The sequence below is a fragment of the Methylophilus sp. 3sh_L genome (assembly GCF_046766015.1).
In the GTDB taxonomy this organism is placed as follows: domain Bacteria; phylum Pseudomonadota; class Gammaproteobacteria; order Burkholderiales; family Methylophilaceae; genus Methylophilus.
This window is the reverse complement of sequence record NZ_JBKOUF010000001.1, coordinates 483,018-495,504: the sequence shown is the minus strand read 5'-3', so window position 1 is coordinate 495,504 and position 12,487 is coordinate 483,018. Positions and strand designations below refer to the sequence as shown.

The 12,487-nt window shown below is 53.0% G+C and carries 11 protein-coding genes; 9 read left to right on the top strand and 2 right to left on the bottom strand.

Annotation, left to right across the window (positions count from 1 at the left end; translation table 11 throughout):
* Position 1 precedes the first annotated feature (1 nt).
* Positions 2–505 (bottom strand): RNA polymerase sigma factor, encoded by a 504-nt coding sequence (locus ACIDF8_RS02480; protein WP_412009044.1) that lies wholly within the window; start codon positions 503–505, stop codon positions 2–4.
* Positions 506–827: 322 nt separating this feature from the next.
* Between ACIDF8_RS02480 and ACIDF8_RS02475 the strand changes: the two genes are divergently transcribed.
* Positions 828–1,976 (top strand): diguanylate cyclase domain-containing protein, encoded by a 1,149-nt coding sequence (locus tag ACIDF8_RS02475; RefSeq protein WP_412009043.1) that lies wholly within the window; start codon positions 828–830, stop codon positions 1,974–1,976.
* Positions 1,977–2,317: 341 nt separating this feature from the next.
* Positions 2,318–3,499 carry an EAL domain-containing protein gene (locus ACIDF8_RS02470; RefSeq protein WP_412009042.1) on the top strand — a complete coding sequence of 394 codons (1,182 nt, stop codon included), beginning with the start codon at positions 2,318–2,320 and terminating at the stop codon, positions 3,497–3,499.
* A gap of 8 nt (positions 3,500–3,507) precedes the next feature.
* On the opposite strand, the gene ACIDF8_RS02465 is transcribed toward ACIDF8_RS02470, so the two are convergent.
* Complete coding sequence (locus ACIDF8_RS02465) at positions 3,508–5,418, bottom strand: putative bifunctional diguanylate cyclase/phosphodiesterase (protein WP_412009041.1); 1,911 nt, start codon at positions 5,416–5,418, stop codon at positions 3,508–3,510.
* A gap of 459 nt (positions 5,419–5,877) precedes the next feature.
* Here ACIDF8_RS02465 and ACIDF8_RS02460 point away from each other — a divergent pair, with 459 nt between their 5' ends.
* The 7 genes from ACIDF8_RS02460 (at position 5,878) to atzF (ending at position 12,484) form a co-directional block, all read left to right on the top strand.
* Positions 5,878–6,576, top strand: a complete 699-nt coding sequence (locus tag ACIDF8_RS02460) for a GntR family transcriptional regulator (RefSeq protein ID WP_412009040.1) — start codon at positions 5,878–5,880, stop codon at positions 6,574–6,576.
* A gap of 99 nt (positions 6,577–6,675) precedes the next feature.
* Positions 6,676–6,888, top strand: coding sequence for a hypothetical protein (locus ACIDF8_RS02455; protein WP_412009039.1), 213 nt, complete (start codon positions 6,676–6,678; stop codon positions 6,886–6,888).
* Positions 6,889–6,893: 5 nt separating this feature from the next.
* Positions 6,894–8,258, top strand: coding sequence for an AtzE family amidohydrolase (locus tag ACIDF8_RS02450; RefSeq protein ID WP_412009038.1), 1,365 nt, complete (start codon positions 6,894–6,896; stop codon positions 8,256–8,258).
* A gap of 14 nt (positions 8,259–8,272) precedes the next feature.
* Complete coding sequence (hpxZ, locus tag ACIDF8_RS02445) at positions 8,273–8,641, top strand: oxalurate catabolism protein HpxZ (RefSeq protein ID WP_412009037.1); 369 nt, start codon at positions 8,273–8,275, stop codon at positions 8,639–8,641.
* Between the two features lie 185 nt (positions 8,642–8,826).
* Positions 8,827–9,510 (top strand): cysteine hydrolase family protein, encoded by a 684-nt coding sequence (locus ACIDF8_RS02440; protein ID WP_412009036.1) that lies wholly within the window; start codon positions 8,827–8,829, stop codon positions 9,508–9,510.
* Between the two features lie 33 nt (positions 9,511–9,543).
* Complete coding sequence (locus ACIDF8_RS02435; RefSeq protein ID WP_412009035.1) at positions 9,544–11,106, top strand: hypothetical protein; 1,563 nt, start codon at positions 9,544–9,546, stop codon at positions 11,104–11,106.
* A gap of 49 nt (positions 11,107–11,155) precedes the next feature.
* Positions 11,156–12,484, top strand: coding sequence for an allophanate hydrolase (gene atzF, locus ACIDF8_RS02430; protein ID WP_412009034.1), 1,329 nt, complete (start codon positions 11,156–11,158; stop codon positions 12,482–12,484).
* Positions 12,485–12,487: the final 3 nt, after the last annotated feature.

The following is a 12,487-nucleotide window of genomic DNA, read 5'->3' as shown; positions in this document are numbered from 1 at the left end:
GTTAATGATTCAGGCTTTGCTGAAAGGCACGAATGTCCAGCATGGCGCGGATCAGGTGTTTTTCTACCATGCTGGTACTGATATCCAGATGCAAGGCGATTTCACGTTGCTTCATTTCATCGACGTGGTAGAGCCAGAATACCTGGCGGCATTTTTCTGGCAATAAATCCACAATACGCTGCAAATGATGCAGTTTTTGCCGGGTTTCATACAGCTGCTCTGGCGTGCAGTCGAGAATCAGCGCAGCTTCGTCAATCTGCTCCTCATCGACAAACCGGGTACGGTACCTGAACTCATCGACCAGCAGATGATTGACGATGCCGTTTAAATAGGCCTGTGGCGACTCTTCTCGTGCCGGATGACTGGAGACGGCAAAAAACACCAGCGCATCATGCAAAATATCTTTCGCGCGCTGTACACAGGCCGTTCGCCGACCAATGCGCCGCAATACATCTGTGTAAGCCCATTTTAAATCGATGCCGCACCATGCCAGTGTCTCGCTCATATCCTGTCACCCTGCTTTATATTTATAGTAATAAAGTGCAAAACACATGCCACTTATGGCGGCCTCTCATAAGAGATTGATTCTCAATTGTAAAAAAAAAGAATAGGGAAATTTTCCTGACTATTTACTGGTTTATAACAACCAAATTTGATCAAAAATGGCTGTTATAAACCATATTTAAGGCATTGCAACCAGCGCTGCAACACAGATACAACTCTTTATAAAAGCTATAATTAATTAGCTAAAACCGCAGTGTTTTATCAATTAAAATCTCGCCCGATTGCCTAATATTAAGCGACCAACCCAAACACCATTGATTGCAATGCCACTGCTCCAGAAACCAGTTCCTAATTTATTGCGCGCCCGTTACCATAGCCTGGTCAAGGACGTGCCAGTGGTTATTTTTACCGCAATCAGTGCGCTCACCATCCAGATGGTAGCGTTGCAAGGCGAAATTGACTGGAAATTTGCCTTGATCCCGCCAATCATAAGAATGGCAATAGGCGCCATTTTGTTGTGGTTCTGGTTTAAGCACAGGCATGACCAACCGCCGATTGAAAATATCCGCCGCCGCCTGGATACCGCCTCCAGCCTGCTGATCCTGGCAGGCTTGTTCACTTTCTGGCGCAGTTTGTACCTGTTTCCCATCACGGGCAGCTTTGCGCATTATTTTTTAATCGTGCATAACACGCTGTATGGCTTGTGCTTTGCGTTCATTCTTAGCAAGCTGGGTGCGGCGGCTTACGCCTACAATGTGTTATTGATAGGCGCAGCGATTACCTGCGTGTTTCTTGGCGATATTGAGCATCCCATCCTGGTCGCGGCGCTGATTCTGGTATTTGAAGTTGGCATGCTGTTAACCATGCGCGCCAGCAACAAGACCTTTGACCAATGGGTGAACGCGACCTTTGAAACAGAATCGCTGCTCAAGGAAAACCAGCGGCTGGCCCAGCTGGATGTACTGACAGAGCTGCCCAACCGTCGCCAGTTTTTTATAGAAGCCGCTTTGCAACAAACGCAATCCAGCTTAAGTATAGGCAATACCTGTTTTGTAGTCGGCATCCTGGATCTGGACCACTTTAAACCTGTCAACGATGTGCACGGACACCATGTGGGCGATCTGGTGTTAAGTGAAGTTGGCAAACGGCTGTCTGCGATTAACAGCGCAGGCGTGCAGTTTTACCGGCTAGGGGGCGATGAATTCGCTTTTCATTTATTGTCTGACTGCGGACATGTGGTGCTCAGACAAGTGGCAGAAGAAATTCACAAGACGCTTGCAAAACCCATGCATATTGATGCCCTGGCGCTGACGGTGAATGCCTCTATTGGCGCCTGCAGCACCTGTGACGCCCAACTCCCGGCGCAAACCATGTATGAACATGCCGACCAGGCGCTTTACCAGGCCAAACGCGCAGGACGCGGGCATTTGCAGATTTACAGCGAACCGTTCGAGATTCAAAAAAGCGCTTAAAACACCAGGCGTAAAACACCAATTGGTGCCATGGTGATCATCCGCTTGGACGCCTGCCGCACGCGCCCTTAGCCTCAATCTCTCATGGGGTTTTATTGCATTCCACCCGTCGAACTGGTTTACTACAACCATCCCGATAGTCCTGCTGGATAAATACAGCCAAAAAAATGTTCATTTCTTGAGCAAATTACATTACCATAAAACCTTTTAGCGACAACCAGCGCCGCCACACCGGCGCCTAGCCAAGGTAAACGCCCTAGCTAAATTCGCTTTTGCGAAATGCCTGCAACTCAGTAACAACACTCACCCGGCATCCAATGCCATAAAAAAGGAGGTGGTGCATGAGTACAAATACGCTCTTGATTCTAGATGATGACGACCAGCTTGCGTCCATGATCATGGAAGAAGCCATCCAGCTGGATTTTGAGGTCAAGCATTGCACCGATGGCCGGCAATTTATGGATACGTTCATCGCCTGGAAACCCTCGCATGTGGCCATAGATCTGGTCATGCCCAGCATTGATGGTATAGAAATCCTGAAGATGCTGGCCAGGTTAGACTGTCGTAGCAGCATTATCCTGACCAGCGGCATTGGTTCTGCCATGCTCCCCCTCGCCCAAATCACGGCCCTGGAACATGAACTGAATATTTGCGGGATTCTGCACCAGCCATTTTTGCCGCACCTGTTGCAAAAACTGCTGGCGAACCACCCTTCCGTTGATCTACATGCACCGCACAGCGAACATGCTGCCTCCACCTTAACCATTGACCAAGCAAGCCTGGAGCAAGCAATTGCGCAACAGCAACTCAAGGTGTTTTACCAGCCGCAAATTGAATTATTTACCGGAGAGGTGATGGGTTTTGAGGCCTTGCTACGCTGGCAACATCCACAATATGGCATCCAGTTGCCTGAGGCATTTATTCATGTCGCGGAGCAGACCGGGCAAATTGAAGCCCTGACCGAATGTGTGATTGTGGCAGGCATCCAGTTTATCCAATCCATCAACAACACGCTGACCTTGTCCGTCAACATCTCGGCCAAGAGCTTGCATAATGACCGGTTGATTGTGATGCTGGAGCAAGCCTGCCAACGCTTTGCCTTTGATCCGTCACGCATGATTCTGGAGCTGACCGAGACCGCCACCATGCTGGATACCAGGCAGGCAGAACAGATTTTGGGTCACTTGCGCGAGCTAGGCTTCAAGCTCAGCATTGATGATTTTGGCACGGGCTATTCTTCAATGGCGCAATTGGCGAACTTGCCGTTTACCGAGCTCAAAATAGACAAGTCGTTTGTGATGACCATGGAGAACTCTTCCAAGTCACGCAAGGTGATTGCCTCCACGCTCAAGCTGGCTGAGAGCCTGGGACTGGAAACCATCGCCGAAGGTGTAGAAAACAGCCTGGCGGCCATCGGCTTGCGTGAGTTAGGTTGCCGTTATGGCCAAGGGTATTTTTTTGCCAGGCCCATGGATGAAACTGCCAGCCGCGTCTGGCTGATGCACTGGAACAACCAGCGTTAACAACAACACTAGCCCTGCTGCAAATAGTCGGCAATCTCTGGCTCTGCCATCGGGCTGGCATAATAAAAGCCCTGGATGGTCTGGCAACCCATGGCCGTTAACAGCGCAATTTGTTGCTCGGACTCGGCGCCCTCCACCACACAATCCACCCCTATCCCATGGGATAGCGCCAAAATGGAGCGCACGATCATTTTACTTTTTGGGTTGGTCTCCATGTCGTGCACAAAGCTTCTATCCACCTTGATTTTATTGAGTGGCAAGCCCTGCACATGACTCAGGCTGGAGTAGCCGGTGCCAAAATCATCCAGCGCCAGTGAAACACCAATGGCGCGCAATAATTCAATATTCTTGCGGCTGGAGACAAAGTCTTGGAGCAGCGCGGTTTCGGTTAACTCAAAGGTGATACGCGACGCATCCAACCCGCTCGCTTTAAGCATCAAGATTACATCCTGCACCACTTGATCATTGGTGACATCAAAAGCAGACAGGTTGAAAGAAATACCTACCGTCGACGGCCAGCTTCGCATTGCTTGCAGCGCCTGCGCGAATAATGCCAGCGTAATCTGCGAGACGATGCCTACACTTTCGGCGACCGGGATAAACACGCACGGGCTGACCATGCCCAAGGTTGGGCTGCGCCACCTGGCCAAGCTCTCAAACGCGATGGTGCGCCCTGTAGCGACCTCGACAATCGGTTGATAGACCAGAAAAAATTCCTTAGCGATCTGGGCCACTTGCAAGGCACGCTCAATTTGCACGCGACTCTGCAAGCCCTCAAGATGGCGTTTAGAAAACAACTCTGGGTGCCCTCTGCCACTATTTTTTGCCTGATATAAGGCATAGTCAGCATATTCATAGAGTTTTTCAGTAGTGTCATCCACCTCGGGAAACACAGCAATGCCGATAGACGCACTTAAACTAAACAGCAAGCCTTCTACCATCACCGGTTGTTCAATCAGACTGATCAGGGATTGGCCTAACTTTTTGAGCGCGGCCTCATCCCCCTCAAAAAATTTATGGAACGCAAACTCATCGCCGCCCAGACGGTAAAAATGAATAGGATGATGGCAATGCTCATAATTGGCCAGACGGCGGGCAATTTCAACCAACACCGCATCCCCGACGCGGTGGCCGTGCGTATCATTGACCAGTTTAAATTTGTCCAGGTCAATAATGCCGATGGCAAAGCTTTTATGTTCCGCCTTCAGTGCATCAAGTGTCTGTGACTTGATGGTGGCAAAGAACTGCCGCCGGTTTGGCAGCTCTGTCAGCATATCAATATTAGCCAGACGGGCATTTTCTGCAGCCAGCTTTTGCGCATGCATTGAGCTGTAGAAGAGAGTGTCAAAACTTTTGTTACGGCGATACATGGCGATCAACATACCAACTTCAAACACCAGGATCATAAAGGCAAACGCTTGGCCGTACTCCACATTAACATACAGCATATAAGCCAGCGTCGTCACAATCAGTATCAGATTATAGACATAGGCTGGACGCCCCAGACTCACCAGCAGAAATGGAAAACAAATGCCATATAGCGTCATTTGCACAATCAGAAAATAACGGCTACAGCCCGACGAGCCCTGTAACAAATGCAAGTCGCAAATGACTGTGGTCACACCTGCCACAATCAGCAAGGCAGAGAAAAATCGCAAGCGTTTTTTCACCACATCACTTTGTGGCCGCTCATTACGGTGAAAAAACCAGTAGACGAAGACGGCAGCAGAAACCAGGGTCAGCATGCCTGGGACCACAAAGGTCCAGACCCAAGGCTCGCTATCACGAAACACAGAAATCTGCGTCAGCATAGCAACGACCGCAGCCACAATCACTACCGGGATATAAGGCAACAATGAGACATATCTGGCACGTAGCAGCTCATCGTCAAAATTATCGTAATAACTCAGGTTAATCATTGGCAATACATTAAATTCTTAAAAAATTCAGCACCACCGCTTCACGGCCACAACGCATGAAACAAAGGCCCATGCAGTATATGGTCGAACGCCGTTGGTACACGGTTAAATAATGCAAAAATAGTGAGAGATCAACGTATATTGACCAGAAAGTCCTCGCCTAACGGCAAGCCACTTATATTGGAAATGTATTCATCGAAGATAATTGCCAGGCAATCTGTCCGACTTTTTTGAGAAAAAGGCTTATTTAGAAGCACGTGCCTTTGTGTATTAACCCAACCCATGTTTTATTTGAAAGATTATAAAACGGATGTAAACATTTACTCATAGCCCAATCGGACTATGCCTACCGGGGTAGCATTGGCCCCGCAATTACCCGGAAAAATACCGATTGCAACGGTTGCCGAAAGCGCTTTATCCAAGTATCTTTAAACCTCACACGCAAGATCAATGTAGGTTATGACCAAACAACAAAAGCCAGGTAAAAGCTCCACCGTAGATGGCCTGTATACCCAACTCAAACAGAAAATCATTTCGTTTGAGCTGTATCCTGGCACGCGCGTCACCGAGCAGGTACTGGCGGAAATGTTTGGCGTGAGCCGCACCCCGATCCGCCAGGCCTTGCAACGGCTGGAGATTGAAGGTTTTTTGAGCATACGCCCCAAACAAGGCTGCTTTATCCGTGAGCTGGATGTGAATGAGCTCATGGAGTATTACGAGGCGCGCATTGCCCTTGAGCTGCTGATTGTGGAATCTGCAGTGAATGCCATGACTGACAAGCAGCTGGAGCAGATGATGGCGTTATGGCACCCGGATATTCACGATAATGAATTGCAGCATGGCATAGACCTCGGCGAAAAAGATGAATCTTTTCATGTGGGCCTGGCGCTCGCCAGCGATAAACCGGTATTAGCCTCGCTGTTGAAAAACATCAATCACCGCATCCGGGTGATCCGCCGCCTGGACTTGAACTCGGATAACCGCAGCCAGCGCACCTATAAAGAGCATTTTGAGATTTTGCAGCACATTAAAGAGCGCGACACCAGCAAGGCAAAACAAGCGATGAAGCGGCATATCCAGCGCAGCCGGGAATTCGCCAAAACCCTGACGCTGACTGCGTTGGCGCGGCAAAAGTTTCTATCCAACCCCAGCGAATAACCCCAAGAAAAATAAGCCAATCACGGCACTGGTATAGCAATTGCTTAATGTTTGTTGTATACAATATTGCATATCAAAAACTGTATTGAGGAGTTTGTTTTGTCGCACGCTATCCTGCCTGAGTCCGAAATCACGCCCGCCTTTGTTGCCAGCCAATTGCAACTGCAGGGCATCACGCTGAACGAACATGACCTGCAACAAACGACTCAGCATTACCGCTTGCTATTAAGCCATGCTGAACGGGTCATGCAGTGGCCGCTGGATGAGCACATCGAACCCGCGCCAGAGTTCCGCCCACTGACAGAGGGATAATCGCCATGGATGAAAGTCAGATGAATGGCAGTCAAACGGCCGTTGCGATTGCCCAGGCAATCCGCCTGGGAGAAGTAAGTGCGGTGCGCGTGACCGAGGCAGCGCTGGCCGATATTGCACGCCATGATGGCCGCTATAACAGCTTTACCACCGTGACCGCTGGCCGCGCGCTGCAAGAAGCGGCAGCTGTGGATGCAGCACGCGCCCGTGGCGAGACCCTGCCGCCTTTGGCTGGCGTGCCATATGCCGTGAAAAACCTGTTTGATATTGCCGGGCTGCCTACCCTGGCCGGTGCCAAAATCAACCAAAGCCATCCACCAGCCACCGCCGATGCGCAGCTGGTCAACACCATGCAACAAGCGGGGGCCATCTTGCTCGGCGCCCTCAATATGGATGAATATGCCTACGGCTTCACTACAGAAAATCATCATTTTGGCCCCAGCCGCAACCCGCATGACCCCACACGTAGCGCAGGCGGCTCATCCGGTGGCTCAGCGGCTGCCGTCGCTGCTGGCCTGGTGCCGCTGACGCTGGGCTCGGATACCAATGGCTCGGTGCGCGTCCCGTCTTCCATGTGCGGCTTGTTTGGCTTAAAACCCACCTATGGCGCTCTCTCCTTACAAGGCATGTTTCCATTTGTGCACAGTTTTGATCATGCCGGTATTTTTGCCCGCTCGGCGCAAGACCTGTCCCTGTGTTTTACGGTATTGCAAGGCAAACCGTCAGAGGTTGAGATCGCCCCGTTGGCGAAAGGCCCGCTGCGCATTGCGCGCTTGGGCGGCTATTTTGAGCAAGGCGATGCGCAAGCGCAGCAAGCCGTGACCACCGTTTGCAACGCCTTGCAGGTGAATCAAGTGCTTGAATTGCCCGAAGTCGCCCGCGCCCGCTCTGCCGCTTACCTGATTACTGCCAGTGAAGGCGGTAACCGCCACCTGACCCGTTTGCGAATGCAGGCAGCCGACTTTGACCCGCTGATCCGCCCCAGGCTGGCCGCGGGGACCACAATTCCAGCCACCTGGTATCTGCAGGCCCAGCGCTTGCGCCGCTGGTTTTTTGAGCAAGCCATGCAACTGTTTACCCACACGGACGTGCTGATCGCGCCAGCCACCCCTTGCTGCGCGCAACCGCTGGGGCAGGAAGACATGGTGATCAACGGCAACCACATGCCGCTGCGGCCGAATATGGGCATGTTTACCCAGCCCATTTCTTTTATTGGCTTGCCTGTGGTCGCGGTGCCTGTCCATTTGCCCGGTCAGTTACCCATCGCGGTACAACTGATAGCTGCCCCTGGCCGCGAAGCAACGTTACTGCAAGTCGCACAGCATTTGCAGTCGTTGTCGGTCTGCCAGTCGCCCGTGGTTAGAAACTGAGATAGAGGTTATCTATGCTAATTAATCATCCGCCTGTCCTGGCAGAAGTCGAAGCCGTCTTTGCTGACTATGAGCGCGCCCTGGTGAGTAACGATGTGGACGCACTCATCCAGTTTTTCTGGCAAAGCCCGCTTGCCGTCCGCTACGGCGCGGCCGAAAACCTGTATGGCTGGGAGCAGATTGTGGCGTTCAGAAAACAACGCACACCCCCACCGCCCCGCACCTTGTTTAACACGGTGATCACCACCTATGGTCACGACTATGCCAATACCAGTACCGAGTTCAGGCGTGCGGAAGGCACAGGGCGTCAAAGCCAGAGCTGGATACGCACGGAACAAGGCTGGAAAATTGCGGCAGCGCATGTCTCCTTGATGCCAGGCTAATGCGCGCCATTGGTGCGAGCCGCACTCTTTTGGCCAGCACAGGCATCCATTCCAGCCCCATCCAAGCATCCTCAAAAAAGAATCACCTTGTTTTAAAAGCAGTTTTTTAAACCTTGGCTAGACACAACTCAGGCATATGATTTGCTTTGTTGTATACATTGATGCATTTTATAAAGTAATTTCAAATGATCCCCAAACAAGCAACCGTCACCGTTTCAGCCACGCCAGAATCCTTTGTGTTTGACCCTGCACGCACCGCACTCATGCTCATCGACATGCAACGCGACTTTATTGAAGAAGGCGGGTTTGGGCAAAGTCTGGGCAATGATGTCAGCTTGCTTAAAGCTGCCATTGCTCCATGCCAGGTAGTGCTGGCGGCGGCTAGGGCACAAGGCATGCTGGTAATTCATACCCGTGAAGGCCACCGGTCAGATATGACGGATGCCTTTCCAGCCAAAGTGGAACGCGGCTCGCCCAAACTACGCATTGGTGATCCAGGGCCCATGGGCCGTATCCTGATCCGCGGTGAACCGGGGCACGAGATCATCCCGGCGCTCGCACCCATCGCAGGCGAACCCGTGATCGACAAACCAGGCAAAGGCGCCTTCTATGCAACTGACCTGGAGCTGCTATTGCGCAAGCACAACATCGAGGCGCTGATCGTCTGCGGGGTGACAACCGAAGTCTGCGTGCATACCAGTGTGCGCGAAGCCAATGACCGCGGCTTCAGATGCCTGATTCCAGGCGACTGTTGCGCCTCATACAACCCCGAATTTCACGCCGTCAGCCTGCGCATGTTTGCCGCCCAAGGCGCGATTTTTGGCTGGGTCACCGATAGCCAGCAACTGGTCAACGCATTGCAAAAATAATCAGGCATCCGCCATTTGAGGAGAATCCCCATCATGAAAACGGCTTCAGGCATCAAACTCTGGTCCCCCGGCGACTGGAACGCGCTCTTTGGTTTTGGCACCAATATTCTGGTCAACCTGCTGGTGCTCACCGGCCTGCTCAGGTTCGTGCTCAAAATGCCGGACGAGATGGTATTTGGCCGCATTTTGCCTGCTACCGGGCTCATGCTGTTTTTGAGCACGATGTATTACGCCTGGCTGGCCTATCAACTCGCCAGGCAGACCGGTCGCAACGATGTCTGCGCACTGCCCTCTGGTGTCAGCGTGCCGCACATGTTTGTGGTGGTATTTGTCATTATGCTGCCGATCTCGCTCAGTAGCGGCGACCCGGTCAAAGGCTGGGAGGCTGGGTTAGCCTGGGTATTTATCCAGAGCTTCGTGCTGATGCTGGGTGGGTTTATTGCCCCGGTGATCCGCAAAATCACCCCGCGCGCCGCCTTATTGGGCACGCTGGCGGGCGTCTCGGTCGCATTTATCAGCTTGCGCCCGGCGCTAGAGATGTTTATGACGCCCATGGTCGGCGTGGTCTGCTTTGCCATTATCCTCGCCAGCTGGTTTGGCGGCGTGCGCTATTTCAAGGGCATCCCGGCCGGGCTGGTCGCCATTGCCGCCGGTACGCTGATCGCCTGGGGCTCCAACCTGTTCGGACTCGATTATGCCCACATGAGTCTGAATAACGTCAGCGCCGCCCTTGCCAATTTTGGCTTTTCCATCCCCTTGCCCGCCATCAACCATGTGTTTTCCGGCTTTGAGTTTTTAGGGGTGATTCTGGTGACCGCCATCCCGTTTGGCATTTATGACCTGGTGGAAGCGATGGACAACGTTGAGAGCGCGGCGGCCGGGGGCGACAGCTTCCCGACGACAAGGGTGTTGACGGCCGATGGCGTGATCAGCCTGATTGGCTGCCTGATGGGCAATCCCTTTATCAATGCGGTATATATCGGCCACCCCGGCTGGAAAGCCATGGGCGGACGCATCGGCTACTCAGCCGCGACCGGCATCATCGTTTTGCTACTCTCCTGGCTGGGTATCATCGCCCTCATGGCCTCATTGATTCCGGTGGTCGCCATCTCCCCCATCCTGCTCTATATCGGCATGCTGATTGGTGCCCAAGCGTTTCAAGAAACGCCGAAAAGCCACGCACCAGCCATTATCCTGGCCTTTTTGCCACACGTCGCCGCCTGGGGCAAATTGCAAATTGACAACGTCCTCGCGGTGGCTGGCACCAACGCCGCCACACTGGGGCTGGATAAGCTAGGCCAGGTCGGCGTGTTGTACCACGGCCTGGAGGTGTTGGGCGGAGGCGCCATTTTAGGCGGGTTAATGCTGGGCGCCATTGCTGCCCTGGTCATAGAGCGCAAACTGGCCACAGCCGCCGGGTTTGCGCTGGCTGCGGCCGTATTTAGCTTCTTCGGTCTCATGCATGGCGAAGCGATTGGTATCGGTCAATCCCTGCCGATTGCGGCCAGCTATCTCGTGGTGGCGGTCATGCTCGGGCTCAGCAGCAAGTATGCACGCTTGAACCCCATGCCCAGCGGGCTCGCCAGCCAACACTAAATAGCGCCAGTAGGCACTAAACCTCACCTACTCACTGGAGCCGCGCCCCATGAATTTGAACCTCTCGCATTTACGCGCTGTTTATCTGGCTGGCCGTTTAAAACCCAGCCAGCTGGTGCGGCAACTGGCAGAAAAAATCCACGCTCAAGACACCCATCACGTCTGGATTTACCGACTCAGCCTGGAAGAGATGCTGACCTACGCCCGCCAACTGGAAGCCATGGATCCGGCCAGCCTGCCTTTGTACGGCATCCCGTTTGCCATCAAAGACAATATAGACCTGGCCGGATATCCGACCACCGCTGCTTGCCCGGACTTTGCCTACACAGCCGACCAACATGCCACAGTGGTTAAAAAACTAATTGCCGCAGGCGCCATCCCGATCGGCAAAACCAACCTGGATCAATTTGCCACCGGCCTGGTCGGCGTGCGCTCGCCTTATGGCGCCTGCAAAAACAGCATTCATCCCGCCTATATTTCCGGTGGTTCCAGTTCTGGCTCTGCCGTCGCAGTGGCGCTAGGTATGGCCAGTTTTAGCCTGGGCACAGACACCGCTGGCTCTGGCCGCGTCCCGGCCGCATTTAACAACCTGGTGGGCATCAAACCCACCTGTGGCTTGCTCAGCACGCACGGCGTGGTGCCAGCTTGCCGCTCACTCGATTGTGTCTCCATCTTTGCCCGCACCACTGAGGATGCGCAAACCGTGCTGCAAATCGCACAAGGTGAAGATAGCCAAGATGCCTACTCACGCCCGGCACCCACATACGCCCCCCGCCAATTTCCAGCCCAGTTCCGCTTTGGGGTGCCACAGGCTGACCAACTCAACTTTTTTGGCAATACCGAGACCCCGGCCTTGTTTGCCCAAGCCATTCAAGCCCTGCAAGCCATCGGTGCGCAAAAAGTTGAAGTCGATTTTTCGGTGTTTTTAAACACCGCGCGCTTGCTTTATGAAGGCGCCATCGTCGCCGAGCGTTACGCGGCCATCCAGCCCTTTATCGAATCACACGCAGAAGCCATGCACCCGGTCACACGCAAGATTATTCAAGGCGCCAGTAAATTCAGCGCAGCGGATGCCTACCGTACGCTATACCAGCTCAAAGCCAACCAGGCACAGGTAAAGCCACACTGGGCCGAAGTAGACCTGATAGTGACGCCGACGGCAGGCACGATTTACACCATCCAAGAAGTAGAACAAGACCCAATCCAAACCAACAGCAACCTGGGTTACTACACCAACTTTATGAACCTGCTTGATTTATCTGCCATCGCCATCCCGGCCGGATTCCAGCAAAACGGCTTACCATTTGGCATCACCCTCTGCGCCCCCGCCTTTCACGACCAAGCACTGGCTGACCTCGCCCAACGCCTGGGACGATAAGCC

What these genes read in the sequence shown, in the direction of transcription:
- ACIDF8_RS02480 (WP_412009044.1), bottom strand. Translation starts at nt 505, where the DNA reads ATGAGCGAGACACTGGCATGGTGCGGCATCGATTTAAAATGGGCTTAC.
- ACIDF8_RS02475 (WP_412009043.1), top strand. Translation starts at nt 828, where the DNA reads ATGCCACTGCTCCAGAAACCAGTTCCTAATTTATTGCGCGCCCGTTAC.
- ACIDF8_RS02470 (WP_412009042.1), top strand. Translation starts at nt 2,318, where the DNA reads ATGAGTACAAATACGCTCTTGATTCTAGATGATGACGACCAGCTTGCG.
- ACIDF8_RS02465 (WP_412009041.1), bottom strand. Translation starts at nt 5,418, where the DNA reads ATGATTAACCTGAGTTATTACGATAATTTTGACGATGAGCTGCTACGT.
- ACIDF8_RS02460 (WP_412009040.1), top strand. Translation starts at nt 5,878, where the DNA reads ATGACCAAACAACAAAAGCCAGGTAAAAGCTCCACCGTAGATGGCCTG.
- ACIDF8_RS02450 (WP_412009038.1), top strand. Translation starts at nt 6,894, where the DNA reads ATGGATGAAAGTCAGATGAATGGCAGTCAAACGGCCGTTGCGATTGCC.
- hpxZ (WP_412009037.1), top strand. Translation starts at nt 8,273, where the DNA reads ATGCTAATTAATCATCCGCCTGTCCTGGCAGAAGTCGAAGCCGTCTTT.
- ACIDF8_RS02440 (WP_412009036.1), top strand. Translation starts at nt 8,827, where the DNA reads ATGATCCCCAAACAAGCAACCGTCACCGTTTCAGCCACGCCAGAATCC.
- ACIDF8_RS02435 (WP_412009035.1), top strand. Translation starts at nt 9,544, where the DNA reads ATGAAAACGGCTTCAGGCATCAAACTCTGGTCCCCCGGCGACTGGAAC.
- atzF (WP_412009034.1), top strand. Translation starts at nt 11,156, where the DNA reads ATGAATTTGAACCTCTCGCATTTACGCGCTGTTTATCTGGCTGGCCGT.